Source organism: Enterobacter cloacae complex sp. P42RS (genome assembly GCF_014930595.1).
Taxonomy (GTDB): domain Bacteria; phylum Pseudomonadota; class Gammaproteobacteria; order Enterobacterales; family Enterobacteriaceae; genus Enterobacter; species Enterobacter bugandensis.
Window position 1 is genome coordinate 215497 of record NZ_JADBRK010000004.1, and the last position, 18128, is coordinate 233624.

Sequence of the window (18128 nt, forward strand, 5' to 3'; positions counted from 1 at the left end):
CCGTGGGAGAGGGAAAACAGCTAGTAAAGCGTTTTCTGCGGCGGCCCGGCAAACTTCAGCGCGCCAATCTGACCCATCCGCACTTCCACTACCGACGGTCCCGGCATCGCCAGCGCCTCCGTCATCACGGCTTCAAAATCCTCTGCCCGCTCAACGCTCCACGCCTGCAGGCCAATTGCCTGTGCCAGCAGGGTAAAGTCCGGCGTATGCAGTTCGTTATAATACTGTCGCCCGCCGAAGTACTTATCCTGAATGCCGCGCATCACGCCGTAGCCCCCGTCGTTCATGATCAGCAGCGTCACGTTAGCTTTCTCCTGCGCCAGCGTCGCCAGCTCGCCTAAATTCAGGCTCAGGCCACCGTCGCCCACCAGCCCCACCACCTTACGCTGTGGGTTGGCAATCGCGGTACCAATCGCCATTGGCAGCCCCATGCCAATCGCCCCGGCCAGAGAGTGAATGTTCATCAGCGGGCCGTTAGCCCTGAACAGGCGGCTGCCCCACAGGCTGCCGGAAACGGTGATATCGCGCACCAGCAGGCCGTCCTTCGGCAGGGCTTTTTCTATGGCGTCGTTGAGCTTCGCATAGGCGCCGCACTGCTCGCGCAGGCCCTGTTCAGCCTGCAATACCGCCTGCTGCACCTGCGCGTCCCACTGGGCGTTGCCCCACTCGCGGCCCTGCGCTTTTTCAGCCAGCGCGCCAAGCAGCGCTGAACAGTCGGCTATCAGCGTATTATCCATCAGGTAGTTACGGCTCGCCGCCGCCGGGTCGATATCTATCTGCACCCTCGGAGACGGCAACTCCAGCGTCCAGGAGCGGGTTTCGTTACTGCGCAGGCGAGAACCGGCCACCAGCGTAAAATCACACTGCTCAATCAGCGCCTCAACCGACGGCGAGTTGTGGAACGCGCGCAGGCTGGCACGATGGCCGTCCGGCAGCACGCCGCGTGCGTGGGTGCTGGAGATCACCGTCACGCCCGCATCCGCCAGCTTTTTCACCGCGTCAGCGCTTCCCAGCGCCCCGCCGCCCAGCCACAGCAGCGGCTGTTTAGCCTGCCTGAGCTGCGCCCATAAAGCATCCACCATCGCGGGATCCACAGCTGCAACCGAAGCCGGTTTCACCGGTGCGGTCACCAGAGACAGAGGAATTTTAGCCCCCTGAATATCAATCGGAATTTCCACAGAGACCGGCCCGCACGGCGGCGTCTGCGCCTCCTGAATGGCTTTATGCAGGATGGCTATCGCCTGGCTGGCATTGCTGATGCGGTACGCCCGTTTTGAACTGGCCTTCAGGAAGGTCAGCTGGTCGCGGGTCTCGTGGATAAACCCGGTGTCAGCGTCCAGCCAGGCCTTTTCAACCTGTCCGGTTAAATGCAGCAGCGGCGTGCAGGCGTTCATCGCCTCCACCAGCGCGCCTACCGCGTTCCCCGCCCCCGCGCCGGTGCTGGTCAGCGCCACGCCGAGGCCGGAAAACCGCCCGTGGGCGTCGGCCATGGTGACGGAACCCGCCTCGCCGCGCGCGGGCACGAAGCGGATTTTGCCCCGCTGCCCCACCGCGTCCGCGATCGGCAGGTTGTGAATGGAGATGACGCCGTAGATGGCCTCAACCTGATACTGCTCCAGCGTTCTGGCGATGGCGTCGCCGACGGTTATCATTTCGCTCATTGCTCACCCTTTCTCAGTCGCACCAGTGGTTGACGCTGTTACCCGTCGCCAGATAAATGCTCTTTTGCTGCATCCAGGCTTTCAGCCCCTGAATGCCCTTTTCGCGGCCCAGACCGCTCTCTTTAAAGCCCCCGAACGGGGTCGAAATCGCAAAAACTTTGTAGGTGTTGATCCACACCGTACCGGCCTCCAGCTGCTCGCTCAGGCGCAGCGCCCGCCCGGTGTCGCGGGTCCAGATCCCTGCCGCCAGGCCGTAAACCGAGTCGTTCGCCTCGCGGATCAACGCCGCTTCATCGCGAAACGGCATCGCCACCAGCACCGGGCCGAAGATCTCCTCCTGGCAGGCGCGGGCGCCGTTCGTCAGCCCTTCGATAATGGTCGGCTGGAAGAAGCTGCCGTTTGCGAGCGCCGGATCTGCCGGGATCTCGCCGCCGCACAGCACCCGGCCCCCCTCGCGCTTCGCCAGCTCGACGTATTCCTGCACGCTCTGGCGATGTTTCTCATTGATCAGCGGCCCAACGTGCACGCCGTCAGTGAAGGGGTGCCCTACGCGCAGCCCGCGAGTTAACTCCAGCAGCCGCGCCATCAGCGGCGCGTACAGGCTTTCGTGGATAAACAGCCGGGACCCGGCGATGCACGCTTGCCCTGCCGAGCTGAAAATGCCGTAGCAGATCCCGCGCGCGGCCTGCTCAACGTCGGCATCCTCCAGCACGATGGTCGGGGATTTACCGCCCAGCTCCAGCGACGCCGGAATAAGCTTTTCCGCGGCCACGTGCGCCAGATGGCGGCCCGTGGCGGTGCCGCCGGTAAAGGAAATTTTTCGCACGCGGGGATGGCGCGCCAGCGCGTCGCCAATCACCGAGCCTTTGCCCGGCAGGACGCTCAGCAGCCCGGCTGGCAGCCCGGCCTGTTCAAAAATGCGCGCCAGCTCAAGCGCCATCAGCGGCGTGGCTTCGGCAGGCTTGAGGATCACCGCGTTCCCGGCGGCGATGGCCGGGGCGACCTTCTGCATCTCGCTGGCAATGGGCGAGTTCCACGGCGTGATAGCCGCCACCACGCCGAGCGGCTCATAGCGGCTTAGCATCAGCAGATCCGGCTGGCGCGGCGTGGGTAGCTCCCCTTCCAGCAGCTCGCAGGCGGCGGCGAAGTAGCGGGCCGTTCCCGCCGCGCTCATCACCAGCCCGCGCGCCTCCGCCAGCGGCTTGCCGTTATCCCGGCTCTGCATCTGCGCCAGCTCGTCAGCGCGGGACTCAATCAGATCCGCCACCTTGTGCAGGATCTTCGCCCGCACGTGCGGCAGGCTGTTGCGCCAGGCGGGATCGCGCCACGCGCGCTCGCCGGCCTCGATCGCGTCGTGCAGATCGTCAAGGTTTGCCGCGTTCAGCGTCGCATTGATCGACCCGTCAGCCGGGAAGTGGCTCTGCATCGGGTTGCCACCGCCGCGTCGCCACTGGCCGCCGATAAAAATCTTCAGATCGTCCATCGTCACTCCTTAGCTCAGGGCCAGCTCGCGGCAGGCGCGCACCGCGCTCAGTGCCGCCAGGGTGGAGGTTTTAGGATTAGAAGCCAGCGGCAGCCCGCTCAGCTCAAGATGGAACTCGCCGAACAATCCTTCCACGTGCAGCGTGTGGGTGTTGCGTTTCGTTAACGGGTCGACCATCAGCTGCACGCGGGTCTCATCCATCCCGACGCCGCCGAGCGCCACGGTCGCCGCCACGTTGGCGTTCGCCGGGAACAGGCGCGCCGCCTCGCGGGCGCTGCCTTCGAAGAAGACTTTCGCTTCTGACACTGCGTTAAGGTCGATAAGCTGCTCGGCGTAGCTGCCGCGCCAGCTGGCCGGGCTTTTGCGTGACTGATAGGTGACGCGCTCAAGCCCGCCCTCCTTCGCCGCCGCCAGCCCGTCGATGCCGGCGACCGCCCCGGAAAGCAGCGTCAGCTTTCCGCCCGCCGCGAGCAGGCGCTGCTCCAGCGCGCTGTCCGCCAGCGCGCCGGTGGAAATAACCGCCAGATGCCAGCCGCGGCGCAGAATCGCTTCGCCGTACTGCGCAACCGCCTGCTGGCTGGCGCACTCCAGCACCAGATCGGGCGTTTGTGCGCACGCCATCGGCGAGGTCAGCGCCTCGACCGCATCCCCAAACTGGTCGCGAATGGCGGCATGGTGAGACGCGCGCGCCACGATCCAGCCGATAGCCACGCCAGCGGGCAGACGCTCAATCACCGCCTGCGCCATGGCGCCATAACCAATCAACATTACCTTTTTCATGATGCGTCCTTACAGATGACGGCAAAAGCCGCCGGAAACGTCCAGCGCCGCGCCGGTGGTAAACGAGGACAGCGGCGAGGCGAGGAACAGCAGCGCCTGCGCGGGCTCCTGCGGCTTGCCGAGACGCGCCATCGGGATGCCGCGCTTGCGCGCGATCTCCGCCGTCCACTCCGGCCAGCTCTGGCTTTTGTCCGCCCGGCTTTCGAAGCGGCGCTGCCACTGGCCGGACTCGACCATGCCAAGCAGTATGGAATTGACGCGAATCCCTTTGCCTACCAGCTCTTTCGAGAGCGTCAGCGTCATGTTCAACAGCGCGGCGCGGGCTGCCGACGTGGCGATCATGTGCTCTTCCGGCTGAAGCGCCAGCAGGGAGTTCACGCAGGTGATGGAGGCGATATCGGACCTTTCCAGCAGCGGCTGAAACGCCTGCACCGGATTAATGACGCCAAACAGTTTAAGTTCGGCTTCGTGCAGCCACGCCTCGCGCGGGGTGTCATGGAAGTGCGCCACGTAGCCCTGACCGGCGTTGTTGATCAGCATATCCGCCGCGCCAAAGCGCGCCTGCACCGCATCCGCGAAGGCCTGCACCTCGTCGGCGCTCAGCACGTCGCAGCGGTATGAGAAAATCTCCCCGTCGGGATAGTCGTTTTGCAGCGTCGCATGGGCGCTGGCGAGCCGGTCCGGGTCGCGGCCACAGAAGGCGACTTTCGCCCCTTCGCCCAGCAGCAGGCGCAGCGTTTCAAAGCCAATGCCGGACGAACCGCCGGTAACGACCGCTACGCGGCCGTCAATGTGTGCATTCATCGCGCACCTCTTCGTTAATGCGTAAAAGCTGTTGATTAAAAAACGCGTCGTTATCGAGATAGCTCGCGTGTCCGGCCTGCGGAATCGCGGTAAACGGCATGCCGTAGCGCAGCGCCAGCCCCTGTACCAGCTCGGGCTGCGTGATCGCGTCCTGCTCGCCGCACCAGACTTCAAAATTGCCGGCGTAACGCTTAAGCCAGCCGTGAATGTCGTCATGCGCCAGCATCCACGCGGCAGCGAGGTAGCCTTCGGGGCGCAGCCTGCGCATGCCCGCCGCGACGGTGGCGATATCGTCCGGGCGCGCGCCGGGGCGCAGCAGCTTCGCGGCGCGGGTCTGCGCGAGAATGTCGCCGCCGAGCGCCATCTGCTGCTCGCGATTACGCCAGACCTGCTCTCGCTGCGCCGGCGCGGCATTACCGTAGCCCTGCGCGGCGTCCGCCAGCACCAGATGAATAACGCGTTCAGGGAACTTCGCCGCAAACGCGCTGGCCACCAGCGCCCCCAGGGAATGGCCCACCAGTACCGCCTGCCAGACGCCTGCGCGGTTGAGCATCGCCGCCAGCGCGTCGGCGTAATCTCCGGCGTTCGCCCGCTCAACCGCCAGCATCGGGCTTTCGCCGTAACCGGGCATGTCCCACGCCAGCACGCGAAAACCGTTCAGCGTCATCTGCTTATGCCAGGACGCAGCGCCAGAGCTGATCCCGTGCAGCAGCATCAGCGGGATGCCGCTTCCCTGTTCACGAAAACCCGTCATGTCGCCCCCTTAGTTCCGCTTCACTTTTGAGAGCGGATGATCGGAGGGATAGGTCGGGATTTCCGGCTTATTGGTTCCCAGCATGACGCACATCAGCGCCTCTTCTTCCCCGTGGTTAAACAGGCCGCGATAGATGCCCGGCGGGACGGAGATCAGGTCTCGCTCTCGCAGCACGGTTTCGGTGTAGTTGTCGCCGTCCTGGATCATCAGCGTGATCTGCCCTTTGAGCATGAAGAACACCTCCTCCACGTCGTCGTGCAGGTGCAGCGGCCCTTCGCACTTCGACGGCAGCACCATGGTGGAGAAGGTAAAATGGTCCGCCTGCACGGTATTGGTGTCGTTCGCCACGCCGGTTGCCCCGGTGCCGATGTAGCGCATCTGCGCCCGGCGGTATTTCGGGTCAAAATCGGCCTGGAACTTCAGCGCGTTCCAGTCGTATTTACGGCCTTCGAAGCGCGCGATGCGCGACTCGACCCACTCTTCCATCGTCAGGTGGTCAGGTTTGATGCCTGTTTTGTTGGTTACGGTTGAATCAGTCATGACACTCTCCTCAGTAACGTCTCAGCAGCGGCAGTAACAGGACGCAGCCCACCGCCGCCATCACCGCCAGAAAAATCAGCCCGGAATCCATGCTGTGGGTGAAGGCAATAAGCGCGCCCATCACCGCCGGCGACAGCGCGCCCGCAAAGTTTCCCAGCCCGTTGAAGATGCCGCCCGCCGTGGCGCTCACCCGGGGATGGGTGGCCTTCGCCAGCAGGGCGAAAATGTTGGGTGCGCCGGTGCCCCACATAAAGGTGCTGAAGCTCATCGCCGCGATGATGGCAAGCGGGGTGTCGAGGTGCATCACCGCCGCCAGGCCTACCGCAGCCCCCGCCATGGAGATAAAGCAGGCCGCCGCGCGCTTATCGACCCGGTCAGAGAGCCACGCGCCAATCACCTCTCCCGCCAGCATGGCGATGAACGGCATCGACGACAGCCAGCCCGCGTGCTCCAGGTGGATGCCTTTGCCCTTAATTAAGTAGCCAGGCAGCCAGCCGTTGATGCCCCACAGGTAGGTCAGGAACGCGATGTTGAAGATGCAGATGATCCAGAAGTGCGGGCTGACAAACAGCTCGCGCCGCGCCGCGCGCCGCTCGTCCCGGGACGCCTGCGAGGTGCCGGGTTTTGCTTCCAGACGGATCCCGCGCAGGCCTACGCGCACAAAGATAAGCACCGGCACGGTCAGCATCGCCATCACAAAGAAGGTGCTCTGCCAGCCGAAGGTGTTCAGGAGCCAGAGGGAGAGCGGGAAGCCAATTGCCGCCCCTACCGGCGTGCCCAGCAGCCAGAGCATGGTGGCGCGCGCCTGTAAATGCTGCGGGAAGTTGTGGCGCACGATGGCGAAAGCCAGCGGGAACAGCGGCCCTTCCGCCACGCCCAGCAGGATGCGCAGGACGATCATCAGCGTGTAGTTATGGGTAAAACCCATCGCCACCATCAGCACGCACCAGATCGCCATCATCCCGGTGAGCAGGCGCAGCGGCGCGATTTTGTCGCCTAAACCGCTCAAAAATACCGACGAAAAGCCGTAGCTCAGCAGGAAGGCGCTCATCAGAATGCCGAGGCGCGTGGTGTCAAAATCGATGCCCATCGCCTGCTGGAAATGGGTGTCGGAAAAGAGCGCCGCGATGCTGATTTTGTCGAAAAAGGCCAGCAGCACGCAGGCCAGCAGCGACAGCGGGATGGCCCAGCGCACCGCTTTTTCAGGCGTGCGGGTTCCCTCACCACTCGCCTCGACGGGCGCGGTGTTGGTCTCTAATGTGGTCATGTCTCCCCCTACGGGTGCGGGTTAGCTATCGCAATGACATCAGTGAAAAAGTCGGGTCGGCGAGCGGTACGTCCGACAAATCCCGCCCCGCCGCCATCCAGCGTTTCGCCAGCTTGACGGTGCGCGCATCGTTGAACGCCACCAGCTGCGTTAGCCGACCGTTGTCGTCCAGCGAGAAGTACAGCGCCTCTTCACGCACTATCGTTCGGCTGCCCGGCTGCGGAATGCCGAGGATCTGGATGTTGTGCTGGTATTGATCCGACCACAGCCACGGTGCGTCGTCGTAGCCTGGCGCATCGGGGTTAAGCATGGCTTTCGCCGTCGCCACCGCCTGATTCTGGGCGAAGGCCCAGGACTGAATGCACAGGCCGTAGTGATGGTGCTGCGCCACGTCGCCGGCGGCAAAGATGAACGGATCGGACGTGCGTCCCTGGGCGTCCACCACGATCCCCCGCTCGGTGCGAAGTCCCGCATCGCGCGCCAGCTCCAGATTGAGATCGACACCGATCCCCACCACCACCGCGTCAAAGGTTTCGCGCTGGCCGTCGCAGTGGATGACCGGCAGGCCGTTATCGTCCTCCAGCTCCAGCGCGCCGCAGCCGGTACGGATATCCACCCCCTGCTCGCGATGGATGGCCTCTAAGCGCTGCGACACCTCGCCGCTCACCGAGCGCATGCACAGCGCGGGCTGCTGCTCGAACAGCGTGACCGTCACGCCGCTTTTGCGCGCGGAAGCGGCAATCTCAAGGCCGATCCAGCCGCCGCCGACGATCGCCAGTTTTTTACTTTCCGCCAGACGCGCCTTCAGGCGCTGCGCGTCCTGCCAGTGGCGCAGAGTGTAGACCTGCGGATGCGCCGCCCACGCTGGTGAAGGCAGGCGCGCCCTCCCGCCGGTGGCCATTAGAAGAATGTTGTAACTAAAGCGTTCGCCGTTGCTTAAACGCACGGTTTTCGCTTCACGATCGACTGACTCAGCACGCAGCGGGCGGTACCATGTCAGGTTCAGCGCCTGCTGTGCTTCTTCGCTAAACAGCCGCGGGAGCGCCGCATCCGGCTCCAGCAGAGACGCTTTCGACAGCGGCGGACGTTCGTAGAAATCCCACTCCTCTTCCGCCACCACGCAGATCTCGCCGTCGAAGCCCTCGTCTCGCAGGGTTTTCGCCGCCCAGCCGCCCGCCTGACCGCCGCCGATAATGACAATGCGCGACGTCATACCGCCTCCGGCTTTTTCTGCTGGCGGCGCGTGTCGTGGTCAATCCCGCCCTCCACCGCCCATTCGGTAAAGGAGACCAGGGAGTGCTCCAGTTCGCGCGGCTGCCAGTTTTCCGTCAGATAGTCGTCGTTGGTGTAATATTCAAACGCGCCGCCGGTCGGGCTATTGACGTACCAGAAATAGGCCGACGACACCGGATGGCGGCCCGGCCCGATAAAAGTGCTCCATTCATTTTTATTCATCGCGATACCGCCGCCGATCACCTCGTGGATGTCGCGCACGGTGAAGGCCACGTGGTTGAGGCCGCGCTTGCGGTTCGGCAGTTGCAGCAGGAACAGGTTGTGATGTCCGCCGCGCGCCCCGCAGCGCAGGAACACGGCGCGGTTGATGTAGCGGTCCGAAACCTGGAAGCCGAGCACCTCGCGGTAGAATTTTTCCACCGCCGCCAGCTCCTCCACGAAGAACACCACGTGCCCGACGTTGATCGGCTGCGCGCGATCGTAAACCGGGCTGGGCGTGTCGATACGGCGTGCATCGCCCCACTGGTTGATCGGCTCAACGTTCAGCTCCACGTCGGTCTGCTGGCTGACCTGCACGCGCAGGGTCATGCCGTTCGGATCGAGGCATTCCAGCGCGTCGCCCACTTCGCGAAAACCGGGCTGCTGCGCCAGCTTCGGGCGCAGCGCGTCGAGATCGGACTGTGCGGCAACCGCCCAGGTCATGCGGCGCAGGGTGTTGCCCGCTTCAAACGCCGGCGGCAGGTCGGGACTGTCGATGGGGTTCAGCTCCACGCGCGCGCCGCTCAGGGTGGTAAAACGCTGGCCGCTGGCATCGCCCGTCAGGCCAAAATCACGCATAAATTTGGCGCAGTGCGTCAGGTCTTCCACGCCAAATTCCAGCTTTTCAATTCCGGTTACACTCATCGTTCGTTGCCTCATCTGGCCCAAATTGGGCGTAAAACATGCCCGACGCAGTCAAGCGCCTGACGTTAACTCACTGATTTAGCTGGCCTGTGACAAATAGCCTAAGAAGCCAGAAATTTTATCCGCCGCGAGGCGAACCTCGTTTTGCAGCCGCTCACGGTCGGTCTGCGGGATCTCTTCCGACGGCACCAGAATGCTGACCACCGCCGCCACGCGTCCGCTTCGGTCATACACCGGGTAGACGATGGAGGAGATGCCGTGGCGGAAGAAGGATTCGCCGATGACAAACCCGCGGGCTTTGTCCTGTTGCACCATCTGCCACAGGGCCTCGCGGTCGTGAAGCTGCCCCGGCGTGTTGCCCGGCAGGCGCTCGTGCGGGAACAACTGTTCGAAATCGGCGCGGGAAATATCGGTCAGCAACATGCGGCCCAGCGAGGTGCAGTGCACCGGCAGGCGGGTGCCAATGCTGACCTGATTGATGCGCGACCCGGCGGCGCTGACGCGGGCGATGTAGATAATGTCGCGCCCGTCGCGGATCGCCAGATGGCTGCTGCACTGGCTCACGTCGCGCAGCTGCTCGATCACCGGCTGGCCGACCTGCGCCACGTCCAGCGAGGCGATGTACTCAAAGCCGAGACGCAGCACGTTCATGCCCAGCGAAAAAGTATTGGTACGCGCGTTACGCTCCAGAAAGCCCATGTACTCCAGCGTCTGCACCACGCGATAGGCGGTCGCCTTCGGCATATCCACCAGCCGGTGCAGCTCGGCAAAGGTCAGATCGCGATGCTGCTCGCCAAAGGCCAACAGCAGCTGTAAACCGCGCTCCAGCCCCGGCACCAGATACTTCACTTCCTGATCGTTTGCCATAATCGCTACACCTTAGTTAAAAACAAAACCGCCGTTGACCGGGATCAGCTGCCCGGTGATAAACCGCGACAGATCGCTTAACAGCCAGACTACGCTGCCGGTGACGTCTTCCGGCTGCTGCGCGCCGGTTAACGCGCGGCCATTCTCGTAAAGCTGATGGCGCTCGGCCGGAACATATTCGGTCGCCTCGACGCGGGTTAACCCCGGCGCGATGGCATTAATGCGTATACGCTTTTCGCCCAGTTCGCGCGCCATTGAGCGGGTCATGGCAATCACGGCGCCCTTACTGGCGACGTAGGCCATCAGGCGTGGCGCGCCCCACAGCGCGGTGTCGGACGCAACGTTCACGATACCCGCGCCCTCGCGCAGCAGCGGCACCGCAGCGCGCGTCACCAGCCAGGTGCCTTTGACGTTAACGCTCATCACCCGATCCCAGAGATCCGGATCGTAATCGAGCATATTTATGCCGCCGACGCCCGTCGCCATCGCCGCGTTGTTCACCAGGCCATCAATCTGACCCTGCTCGCCAATCGCGCTGAACACCTGCTCAATGGACTGTGGATCGGCCAGATCGATAACGTGCGGTTCGATCGCATAGCCCCGCTCGCTCAGGGCGTGGGCGCTCTCAGCCAGCTCGCCCTTGAGGATGTCGCACATCACCACCGCTGCGCCCTGCTCCGCGCAGGCTTTGGCAAAGTGAAAGCCCAGCCCGCGCGCGGCGCCGGTTATGACGATGCGTTTGCCGCTCAGCAGCTCGTTCATCAGGCGGCTCCCTGCTGTTCTTCGCGCATCGCCAGCTGCTCTTTGGCGGCCTTTTGCATCATGCGGCGCAGGCGCGAGAGGCCGACGTCGTGCTGATACAGGTATTCATGGTCGCGGGCGTTTGGCGCCAGGCTTTCCAGCACCACTCGGTCCTGCTCCAGCACTTCCCAGTGCAGTTTTTCCAGACGGTTGCGGTACATGAAGCGCCACATGTCGCGCTGCCAGCCCTGCACCCGGCGAATGCGCCAGAAGAAGACGCGGCAGTTGTCGTTATCTTCCGGCACCACCATGCCGACGATAAAGAAGTGGCCGCCCGGCCCGAAGCGCTTCTTGTACGGAATGGAGAGGCGCATCCAGCAGGTGCCGCTGTTGCCCAGCTCCACCCAGTCAAAGTTGACGCCGCTCTGCCCTTTCTTCTCGAAGATAAAGCCGGTTTTTGTCGGCTGGAGCACCATGTCGGCCTTGCGATCCCCTTCCGCCATTGAGTGCGACGAGGAGTGCAGATAGGTGCCGTGCATCGGGTCCATCACGTTTTCCAGCGCGTACTGGTAATTGCATTTCCACGCGGCGGTGCAGAGGAAGTTGCTGAAGCTGTCCGTATCGGCGAGCTCGTCCGGGAAGGTCAGCTCGTCCGGCTGCTGGTCCGCGGTGACGCCAAACCACAGGAAGATTGCGCCGTGCGCCTCCTGCACGTTGTAGCTGCGCACGCACTGCTGGCCGACCAGCGGACATTTGTCCACGGCGGGCACGTCTTTCACCTCGCCGTTGCCCGCGACCTCCACGCCGTGATACCAGCAGGCAATGCGGTCGCCCAGGTTCCAGCCCATCGACAGGCGTGCGCCGCGGTGCGGACAGCGGTCCTCCAGCGCCTGCACCTGGCCGTCTTTGTTGCGCCAGACCACAATCTGTTCGCCCAGGCGGGTAATGCCCACCGGTGCAGACTGCACCTCCCAGCTCGCCAGCACCGGATACCAGAGGCCGCGCAGACCTTTATCGAGATAGTGTTGTACGGTCGTCGTCATCGCGTTGCCCTCAGTAGCCGTTAACCTGTAAGAATGCCTGGAAGCTGGCCTCGCTCCACGGCTCGCCCTGCTGATCGTGCATGCGCACCGCGTTCAGCCCGTTCACCAGCTCCGGTAAGGTTTCAACCCCCTGCTCGAAGAGATCTTCCAGCGTGGCGATGAGGTTCACTTCCCAGCTTTCCGGCTCGCGGCTGCGGGTCTGCCAGATAAGGTTCTGATAATCACCCGGCTTATGGATCGCACCGTTACCGCCCTCAGCCGGTGGGGCAAACTGACGGCTTTCCGGCAGCGCCGGGTTGTAGTTCAGGGTGTCGCTCATGCCACGGTCTCCTCGACGAAGGTAATCTGAATCTGGTTTTCAAAAACCCGAACCGGGTAGCGGTTGAGGTTGCGCCCGCCGGGGCCGTGCAGGCACTGGCCGGTTTTGACGTCGAAGACCGCCTCGTGCAGCGGGCATTCCACTTTGCCGTCCTCCACGAAGCCCTGGCTCAGCAGGGCATAGGCGTGGGGGCATACGTCTTCCAGCGCGTAATATTCACCGTCAATCAAATACACGCCGATCTCTTTACCGTCGACGTTGCCGCTAAAAGGGAAATCTTCCTGTACTTGTTCTGCGTCACATACGCCTATCCAGCTCATCACGATCCTCCAGGCTTTTGTTTCATATATGAAACTCTGTTTCTTATTTAATACGGTCAATATAAAAGCGATGAATGTTTCGTCAAGCAGCAATGTGACGAATTTGTTAATCAAACGGTAATTAATTAACTAAGTGTGCAAAGGATCACGAAAAAATGCAGCGATATGAAATTTTCATTATTCCGGTGTGAAAGAATACGATTTATCGATGGCCTTAAATTTTAATAAACAGTGATTGACTTCTTTTCTTTTTGTTCCTTAAAAATAAATGAAGTGAAAAACATGGTGTTTCACCTGTGAAACTTGATTTTATTTTTACCTTAATAAACAATGAGTTTCACAGGTGAACCATTTTACCCACGTGACAATCACGCGCATAAAAATAGAAATAAGCGAAAACATAAGGCAGGCGTTATGACGGCAAGATGGCAAGGCACAGTGGCACTGTTATTACTGATTATTATTTCCTACGTTGATCGGGTGAATATTTCTGTCATGATTTTAAACCCGGAATTTGCTCAGCATTTTCAGCTAAATGAAAACAGAATGTTACAGGGAATGCTTATGACCTGTTTTCTGCTGGGTTATGGATTTTCAGCTTTATTATTAACTCCGGTTATTGAAAGCAAACTTCATTATCGACATGGATTATTGAGCAGCATAGCGATGTGGGCAGCGGTATGCGCCATTTCCCCGCTGCTCGGATCGCTGATGGGCATGCTCGTCGCGCGCACGATCCTGGGGATCGCTGAGGGGCCGCTCTTTTCGCTGAAAACGCGCTTCATCAGCGATCACTTTAGCGCGCAAGAGATCGGCAAACCCAACGCCGTGACCGCGCTGGGCGTCTCGCTCGGGCTGGCCGTGGGCTTTCCGCTGGTAACGTGGCTGATGGCGCATCTCGGCTGGGCCGGGTCGTTTTATGCCCTGGCGGTATTAAATCTGGTGCTGGGCGGCGGCCTTGTCTGGCGCTTCCTGCCCGCGCCGCGAAGTGCGGTGAAGATGAAAAAACCGGACTTTACAGAGACGTTTTCGCTGGCCTGGCAGACGCCGCTGCTCGGGTGGATCCTGCTGGTGGAGATTGCCACCCTGAGCTATCTCTGGGGGAGCAGCGCCTGGCTGCCCGCGTGGCTGCGCGACGAGCATCATTTCTCGCTGCACGCCACGGGCATGCTTGCGGCCATTCCCTTCCTGCTGAGTCTGGGCTCGAAGTTCCTCGGTGGGGTGCTGCTCGACAAAATGCGTCCGGAACAGGCGCCAATGCTGTTTGTGGTGGGCGGCGCGCTGACGGCGCTGTCCGTGATCGCGCTGATGCTCAGCCATCAGCCTGCCTGGCTGGCGCTGTTTATGCTCTCGGCGAATATCTTCTGGGGGCTACAGGGGGCGGCTATTCCGGCGGTGATCCAGCATCACGCCGCGCGGGAAGCGGTGGGCAGCGCTTACGGCATTATCAACGGGATCGGCAATATCTGCGCGGCGTTTATTCCGCTGCTGATGGGGATGGTAATGAGGTCGGTGGGGTCGGTTAGCTCAGGCTTTTCGGTGCTGGTCGTCTCGCAGGCAATCACCCTGCTTGCCGGGGGAATGTTGCTGCTGCGCATGCGTCGCGCAGCAGCAATCAGCGCGTAAGGCTTATTCGCCTTTTTTCGCGGCCTGGATGTAGAGCATTTCCAGCGCCAGGGTCGCCGCGGCAAGCGCGGTGATCTCGGACTGGTCATAGGCTGGCGCCACTTCTACCACGTCCATCCCAACGATGTTCAGATCCTTCAGGCCACGCACCAGCTTGATGGCGCGGTCTGACGTCAGGCCGCCAATCACCGGCGTACCGGTACCCGGTGCAAACGCCGGATCCAGGCAGTCGATATCGAAGGTCAGGTATACAGGCATATCGCCGACGATCTGCTTAACCTGAGCCAGAATATCGTCCACGCCGCGATCGTTCACCTGGCCGGCGTCCAGCACGGTGAAACCGTTGTCTTTGTCGAACTCGGTACGGATGCCGATCTGCACGGAGTGGTTCGGATCGATCAGGCCTTCTTTCGGCGCGGTGTAGAACATGGTGCCGTGGTCGAACTCGCAGCCGTTCGCGTAGGTGTCGGTATGCGCATCGAAGTGCACCAGCGCCATTTTACCGAAGTGCTTCGCGTGGGCGCGCAGCAGCGGCAGAGTGACAAAGTGGTCACCGCCGAAGGAGAGCATGCGCTTACCGGCCGCCAGCAGTTTCTCTGCGTGCGCCTGCAATTTTTCGCTCATTTCGCGCGCGTCGCCGAAGGCGTACACCAGGTCACCGCAGTCCACCACGTTCAGGCGCTCGCGCATGTCGAAGTTCCACGGGAAGCGGTTGTGCTCCCAGGCCAGGTTGGTGGAAACCTGACGGATTGCCGCCGGGCCGTGACGTCCACCCGCGCGACCGGAGGTTGCCATGTCGAACGGCACGCCGGTGATCACCCAGTCCGCATCGCTGTCGTACGGCTGGAAGTTCATTGGAAGGCGTAAAAAACCAAACGCGTTAGATACCAGAGAGTTATCGTACTGATGACCTAAAGTGCTCATGTCCTGACCTCTTTTAACGTCGATACATTAAAAACAGATGAAAAAAAATCCCCTCCGCGTCGTTAAACCCGACGAGGAAGGGATTGATTCGTAAATCGCATATTGGGGCGAATTATCGCCGTTAATTCATACGGGTTCAAGTGAGTATAGGGTATTGTGCGGTCTGATGCCCTCACCCCAACCCTCTCCCACCGGGAGAGGGAGGTTTTACTACTCGTCTTCCAGGTAGGTGTACCCGTACAGACCCGCTTCAAACTCTTCCAGGAACTGCTGCTGCAAGGCATCGTCCAGACCGGTGTTTTTCACCTGGTCGCGGAACTGGGTGAGCAGTTTTTTCGGATCCAGCTGCACGTATTCCAGCATATCCGCCACGGTGTCCCCTTCGTCGGACAGCTCAACCTCGACGCTGCCGTCAGGGAAGACAAACACGTCAACCGCTTCGGTATCACCGAACAGGTTGTGCATGTTGCCGAGGATCTCCTGATACGCTCCCACCATAAAGAAGCCCAGCATGGGCGGGTTCTCCGGATCGTACTCCGGCATTGGCATCGTCGTTGCGATACCGTCACCGTCAACGTAATGGTCAATCGCGCCGTCAGAGTCACAGGTGATGTCCAGCAGCACCGCGCGACGTTCCGGGGCGTGGTTCAGCCCTTCCAGCGGCAGAACCGGGAACAGCTGGTCGATACCCCAGGCATCCGGCATCGACTGGAACAGGGAGAAGTTGACGTACATTTTGTCCGCCATACGCTCCTGCAACTCGTCGATAATCGGACGATGCGCGCGGTTGCTCGGGTCGAGCTGTTTCTGCACTTCATGGCACATGTTCAGATAGAGCTGCTCCGCCCACGCGCGCTCCTGCAGGCTGAAGGTGCCTGACGAGTAGCCGACGTGAATATCGTGCAAGTCCATCTGGCTGTCGTGCAGCCATTCGCGCAGGGAGCGACGCGTGCCCGGCTCGTGCATTTCCTGCCAGGTTTCCCACATGCTTTGCAGGGAACGTGGGGCATCGTCTGCCGGAGGCGTCGCTTCGGTGATTTCGCTACGCTCGACGCCGATGATGTTAGACACCAGCACCGTATGGTGCGCGGTAACCGCGCGGCCAGATTCGGTGATCACTGTCGGGTGCGGCAGGCCGTGCTCTTCGCAGGCATCGCCAATCGCCCAGATGATGTTGTTGGCATATTCGTTCAGGCCGTAGTTGACCGAGCAGTCAGACTGGGAGCGGGTTCCTTCGTAGTCCACGCCCAGGCCGCCGCCCACGTCAAAGCACTGGATGTTCACGCCAAGCTTATGCAGCTCAACGTAGAATCGCGCGGATTCACGCACGCCGGTGGCGATGTCGCGGATATTGGCCATCTGCGAGCCGAGGTGGAAGTGCAGCAGCTGAATGCTGTCCAGACGACCGCGCTCGCGCAGGATCTCCACCAGCTGCAGCACCTGGTTCGCCGCGAGGCCGAACTTGGATTTTTCACCGCCGGAGGACTGCCATTTACCGGACCCCTGCGACGCCAGACGCGCACGCACGCCAAGGCGTGGAATGACGTTCAGACGCTCGGCCTCTTCCAGCACGATGGCAATTTCGGTCATTTTCTCGATAACCAGATAGACCTTGTGGCCCATCTTCTCGCCAATCAGCGCCAGACGAATGTATTCGCGGTCTTTATAGCCGTTACAGACGATCACCGACCGGGTCATGCCCGCGTGCGCCAGAACCGCCATCAGCTCCGCTTTGGAGCCTGCTTCCAGTCCCAGCGGTTCGCCGGAGTGGATCAGGGATTCGATTACGCGGCGGTGCTGGTTCACCTTGATCGGGTAAACCAGGAAGTAGTCGCCGTTATAGCCGTAGGATTCACGCGCGCGCTTGAACGCGGCGTTAATGGAACGCAGGCGATGTTGCAGGATCTGCGGGAAGCAGAACAGTGCAGGCAAACGCTGGCCCTGCGCTTCACGGGCTTTCACCAGCTTAGCGAGATCCACGCGCGCTTCAGGGACGTCCGGATCCGGGCAGACGCTGATGTGGCCCAGTTCGTTGACGTCGTAGTAGTTATTGCCCCACCAGGCAATATTGTAAGTGCGCAGCATCTTGCTGGCTTCCTGGGAGCTCATCGCAACCTCCTGCATAGAACGTAGTACACCCTGTTCGCCCGCTGACGAAGGCGAAAAAGAAGACATGTCGTCAGACATAGCGAACCTCAACTCTTTGTATTAAGTGTAAAACAGTTGACTACTATCGCAGCGTTATACGGCGATAACAACCCATAAACGGCTCCGTTTCCCAGCAGAGTATGCTGAAATCCAGACCGTGCGACCGGTTTCTTATTCATATCATTGTAAAACACGTATCCGAACTCTGTATGACAAGGTTCGGCGAAACCACGAGAAAACTCTTGTATCAACAAGAGCGCCCTTGTTCAGTTTTCACAGAGCGTAACCGGCCCTTGAATCCTGAGAAGCGCCGAGATGGGTATAACATCGGCAGGTTTGCAGACTAGAAATGCGGGTTGCGGGAATCAATGGCGCGCCAGAACGGCAGCGCTGAATTAGCGGAAAACGATGGTTCATTATCTCGTATCACCTCCACGGCCGCCTCTGATGAAACGGACCCCAAGCCAAAGCTAAAAGTTCACTGCTCAACCCGGCTGGAAGTGGCGACACGATGTATTCATCGAGCGCTGATTTTATATGAGCCGCGCGCCGCGTTTTATACCGAGAAGGGGGCTAAAAAGCAAAACAAAAATACGCGTGTTGCCAGCAGCGTCAGGAAAAATTTCCAGCAGCCATTTCAACGCAGTGAGAGATGAATCAAAAAAAACTGGAAATCGGGCGAAGAAGTGACCTAAAATAGCCATCCAGATGTTAA

Annotated in this window: 19 protein-coding genes; 2 read left to right on the plus strand and 17 right to left on the minus strand. The window is 61.1% G+C overall.

Annotated features, from left to right (window positions below; genetic code table 11):
- Positions 1–20: 20 nt before the first annotated feature.
- The 14 genes from IM314_RS06920 to IM314_RS06985 form a co-directional block, all read right to left on the minus strand.
- Positions 21–1661 (minus strand): thiamine pyrophosphate-binding protein, encoded by a 1641-nt coding sequence (locus IM314_RS06920; protein WP_041908342.1) that lies wholly within the window; start codon positions 1659–1661, stop codon positions 21–23.
- Between the two features lie 13 nt (positions 1662–1674).
- A complete protein-coding gene (locus tag IM314_RS06925; protein ID WP_193358464.1) occupies positions 1675–3144 on the minus strand; it encodes an aldehyde dehydrogenase in 1470 nt (489 codons plus the stop codon).
- A gap of 9 nt (positions 3145–3153) precedes the next feature.
- A complete protein-coding gene (locus tag IM314_RS06930) occupies positions 3154–3924 on the minus strand; it encodes an aspartate dehydrogenase (RefSeq protein WP_193358465.1) in 771 nt (256 codons plus the stop codon).
- Between the two features lie 9 nt (positions 3925–3933).
- The gene (locus IM314_RS06935) at positions 3934–4728 is read right to left on the minus strand and encodes an SDR family oxidoreductase (protein WP_047364526.1); all 795 of its coding nucleotides are present in this window, start codon (positions 4726–4728) and stop codon (positions 3934–3936) included.
- Positions 4712–5482, minus strand: a complete 771-nt coding sequence (locus IM314_RS06940) for an alpha/beta fold hydrolase (protein ID WP_193358466.1) — start codon at positions 5480–5482, stop codon at positions 4712–4714. Before IM314_RS06940 ends, IM314_RS06935 begins: the two co-directional genes overlap by 17 nt.
- Before the next feature lie 9 nt (positions 5483–5491).
- The gene (locus tag IM314_RS06945) at positions 5492–6022 is read right to left on the minus strand and encodes a cupin domain-containing protein (RefSeq protein WP_017382915.1); all 531 of its coding nucleotides are present in this window, start codon (positions 6020–6022) and stop codon (positions 5492–5494) included.
- A 10-nt stretch (positions 6023–6032) separates the two neighbouring features.
- A complete protein-coding gene (locus tag IM314_RS06950) occupies positions 6033–7289 on the minus strand; it encodes an MFS transporter (RefSeq protein ID WP_045260759.1) in 1257 nt (418 codons plus the stop codon).
- 25 nt (positions 7290–7314) lie between these two features.
- Positions 7315–8502, minus strand: a complete 1188-nt coding sequence (locus IM314_RS06955) for an NAD(P)/FAD-dependent oxidoreductase (protein WP_193358467.1) — start codon at positions 8500–8502, stop codon at positions 7315–7317.
- The gene (locus tag IM314_RS06960) at positions 8499–9425 is read right to left on the minus strand and encodes a VOC family protein (protein WP_047364532.1); all 927 of its coding nucleotides are present in this window, start codon (positions 9423–9425) and stop codon (positions 8499–8501) included. Before IM314_RS06960 ends, IM314_RS06955 begins: the two co-directional genes overlap by 4 nt.
- A 78-nt stretch (positions 9426–9503) precedes the next feature.
- Positions 9504–10292 carry an IclR family transcriptional regulator gene (locus IM314_RS06965; protein WP_028014350.1) on the minus strand — a complete coding sequence of 263 codons (789 nt, stop codon included), beginning with the start codon at positions 10290–10292 and terminating at the stop codon, positions 9504–9506.
- A gap of 12 nt (positions 10293–10304) precedes the next feature.
- On the minus strand, positions 10305–11054 hold the full coding sequence (locus IM314_RS06970; RefSeq protein ID WP_193358468.1) for an SDR family oxidoreductase: 750 nt from the start codon (positions 11052–11054) through the stop codon (positions 10305–10307).
- The gene (locus IM314_RS06975) at positions 11054–12076 is read right to left on the minus strand and encodes an aromatic ring-hydroxylating dioxygenase subunit alpha (RefSeq protein ID WP_028014352.1); all 1023 of its coding nucleotides are present in this window, start codon (positions 12074–12076) and stop codon (positions 11054–11056) included. Before IM314_RS06975 ends, IM314_RS06970 begins: the two co-directional genes overlap by 1 nt.
- Before the next feature lie 10 nt (positions 12077–12086).
- Positions 12087–12395 carry a recombinase-like helix-turn-helix domain-containing protein gene (locus tag IM314_RS06980; protein WP_028014353.1) on the minus strand — a complete coding sequence of 103 codons (309 nt, stop codon included), beginning with the start codon at positions 12393–12395 and terminating at the stop codon, positions 12087–12089.
- Positions 12392–12715 carry a non-heme iron oxygenase ferredoxin subunit gene (locus IM314_RS06985; RefSeq protein WP_003860044.1) on the minus strand — a complete coding sequence of 108 codons (324 nt, stop codon included), beginning with the start codon at positions 12713–12715 and terminating at the stop codon, positions 12392–12394. Before IM314_RS06985 ends, IM314_RS06980 begins: the two co-directional genes overlap by 4 nt.
- Before the next feature lie 414 nt (positions 12716–13129).
- Between IM314_RS06985 and IM314_RS06990 the strand changes: the two genes are divergently transcribed.
- Positions 13130–14341, plus strand: a complete 1212-nt coding sequence (locus IM314_RS06990) for an MFS transporter (RefSeq protein WP_193358469.1) — start codon at positions 13130–13132, stop codon at positions 14339–14341.
- A gap of 3 nt (positions 14342–14344) precedes the next feature.
- On the opposite strand, the gene speB is transcribed toward IM314_RS06990, so the two are convergent.
- The 3 genes from speB to yqgB form a co-directional block, all read right to left on the minus strand.
- Complete coding sequence (speB, locus tag IM314_RS06995) at positions 14345–15265, minus strand: agmatinase (RefSeq protein ID WP_017382921.1); 921 nt, start codon at positions 15263–15265, stop codon at positions 14345–14347.
- A 210-nt stretch (positions 15266–15475) separates the two neighbouring features.
- Entirely contained in the window at positions 15476–17452 is a 1977-nt protein-coding gene (gene speA / locus IM314_RS07000) for a biosynthetic arginine decarboxylase (protein WP_045629995.1), read from the minus strand.
- 8 nt (positions 17453–17460) lie between these two features.
- On the minus strand, positions 17461–17592 hold the full coding sequence (gene yqgB / locus IM314_RS07005; RefSeq protein WP_127312443.1) for an acid stress response protein YqgB: 132 nt from the start codon (positions 17590–17592) through the stop codon (positions 17461–17463).
- Positions 17593–17781: 189 nt separating this feature from the next.
- On the opposite strand from yqgB, the gene IM314_RS22045 reads away from it, so the two are divergent.
- A complete protein-coding gene (locus IM314_RS22045) occupies positions 17782–18069 on the plus strand; it encodes a hypothetical protein (protein WP_041908330.1) in 288 nt (95 codons plus the stop codon).
- Positions 18070–18128 lie beyond the last annotated feature (59 nt).

What these genes read in the sequence shown, in the direction of transcription:
- yqgB (WP_127312443.1), bottom strand. Translation starts at nt 17,592, where the DNA reads ATGAATAAGAAACCGGTCGCACGGTCTGGATTTCAGCATACTCTGCTG.
- IM314_RS06955 (WP_193358467.1), bottom strand. Translation starts at nt 8,502, where the DNA reads ATGACGTCGCGCATTGTCATTATCGGCGGCGGTCAGGCGGGCGGCTGG.
- IM314_RS06950 (WP_045260759.1), bottom strand. Translation starts at nt 7,289, where the DNA reads ATGACCACATTAGAGACCAACACCGCGCCCGTCGAGGCGAGTGGTGAG.
- IM314_RS06925 (WP_193358464.1), bottom strand. Translation starts at nt 3,144, where the DNA reads ATGGACGATCTGAAGATTTTTATCGGCGGCCAGTGGCGACGCGGCGGT.
- IM314_RS06990 (WP_193358469.1), top strand. Translation starts at nt 13,130, where the DNA reads ATGACGGCAAGATGGCAAGGCACAGTGGCACTGTTATTACTGATTATT.
- speA (WP_045629995.1), bottom strand. Translation starts at nt 17,452, where the DNA reads ATGTCTGACGACATGTCTTCTTTTTCGCCTTCGTCAGCGGGCGAACAG.
- IM314_RS06930 (WP_193358465.1), bottom strand. Translation starts at nt 3,924, where the DNA reads ATGAAAAAGGTAATGTTGATTGGTTATGGCGCCATGGCGCAGGCGGTG.
- IM314_RS06975 (WP_028014352.1), bottom strand. Translation starts at nt 12,076, where the DNA reads ATGACGACGACCGTACAACACTATCTCGATAAAGGTCTGCGCGGCCTC.
- IM314_RS06980 (WP_028014353.1), bottom strand. Translation starts at nt 12,395, where the DNA reads ATGAGCGACACCCTGAACTACAACCCGGCGCTGCCGGAAAGCCGTCAG.
- IM314_RS06960 (WP_047364532.1), bottom strand. Translation starts at nt 9,425, where the DNA reads ATGAGTGTAACCGGAATTGAAAAGCTGGAATTTGGCGTGGAAGACCTG.
- IM314_RS06920 (WP_041908342.1), bottom strand. Translation starts at nt 1,661, where the DNA reads ATGAGCGAAATGATAACCGTCGGCGACGCCATCGCCAGAACGCTGGAG.
- IM314_RS06945 (WP_017382915.1), bottom strand. Translation starts at nt 6,022, where the DNA reads ATGACTGATTCAACCGTAACCAACAAAACAGGCATCAAACCTGACCAC.
- IM314_RS06985 (WP_003860044.1), bottom strand. Translation starts at nt 12,715, where the DNA reads ATGAGCTGGATAGGCGTATGTGACGCAGAACAAGTACAGGAAGATTTC.
- IM314_RS06970 (WP_193358468.1), bottom strand. Translation starts at nt 11,054, where the DNA reads ATGAACGAGCTGCTGAGCGGCAAACGCATCGTCATAACCGGCGCCGCG.
- speB (WP_017382921.1), bottom strand. Translation starts at nt 15,265, where the DNA reads ATGAGCACTTTAGGTCATCAGTACGATAACTCTCTGGTATCTAACGCG.
- IM314_RS06940 (WP_193358466.1), bottom strand. Translation starts at nt 5,482, where the DNA reads ATGACGGGTTTTCGTGAACAGGGAAGCGGCATCCCGCTGATGCTGCTG.
- IM314_RS22045 (WP_041908330.1), top strand. Translation starts at nt 17,782, where the DNA reads ATGGCGCGCCAGAACGGCAGCGCTGAATTAGCGGAAAACGATGGTTCA.
- IM314_RS06965 (WP_028014350.1), bottom strand. Translation starts at nt 10,292, where the DNA reads ATGGCAAACGATCAGGAAGTGAAGTATCTGGTGCCGGGGCTGGAGCGC.
- IM314_RS06935 (WP_047364526.1), bottom strand. Translation starts at nt 4,728, where the DNA reads ATGAATGCACACATTGACGGCCGCGTAGCGGTCGTTACCGGCGGTTCG.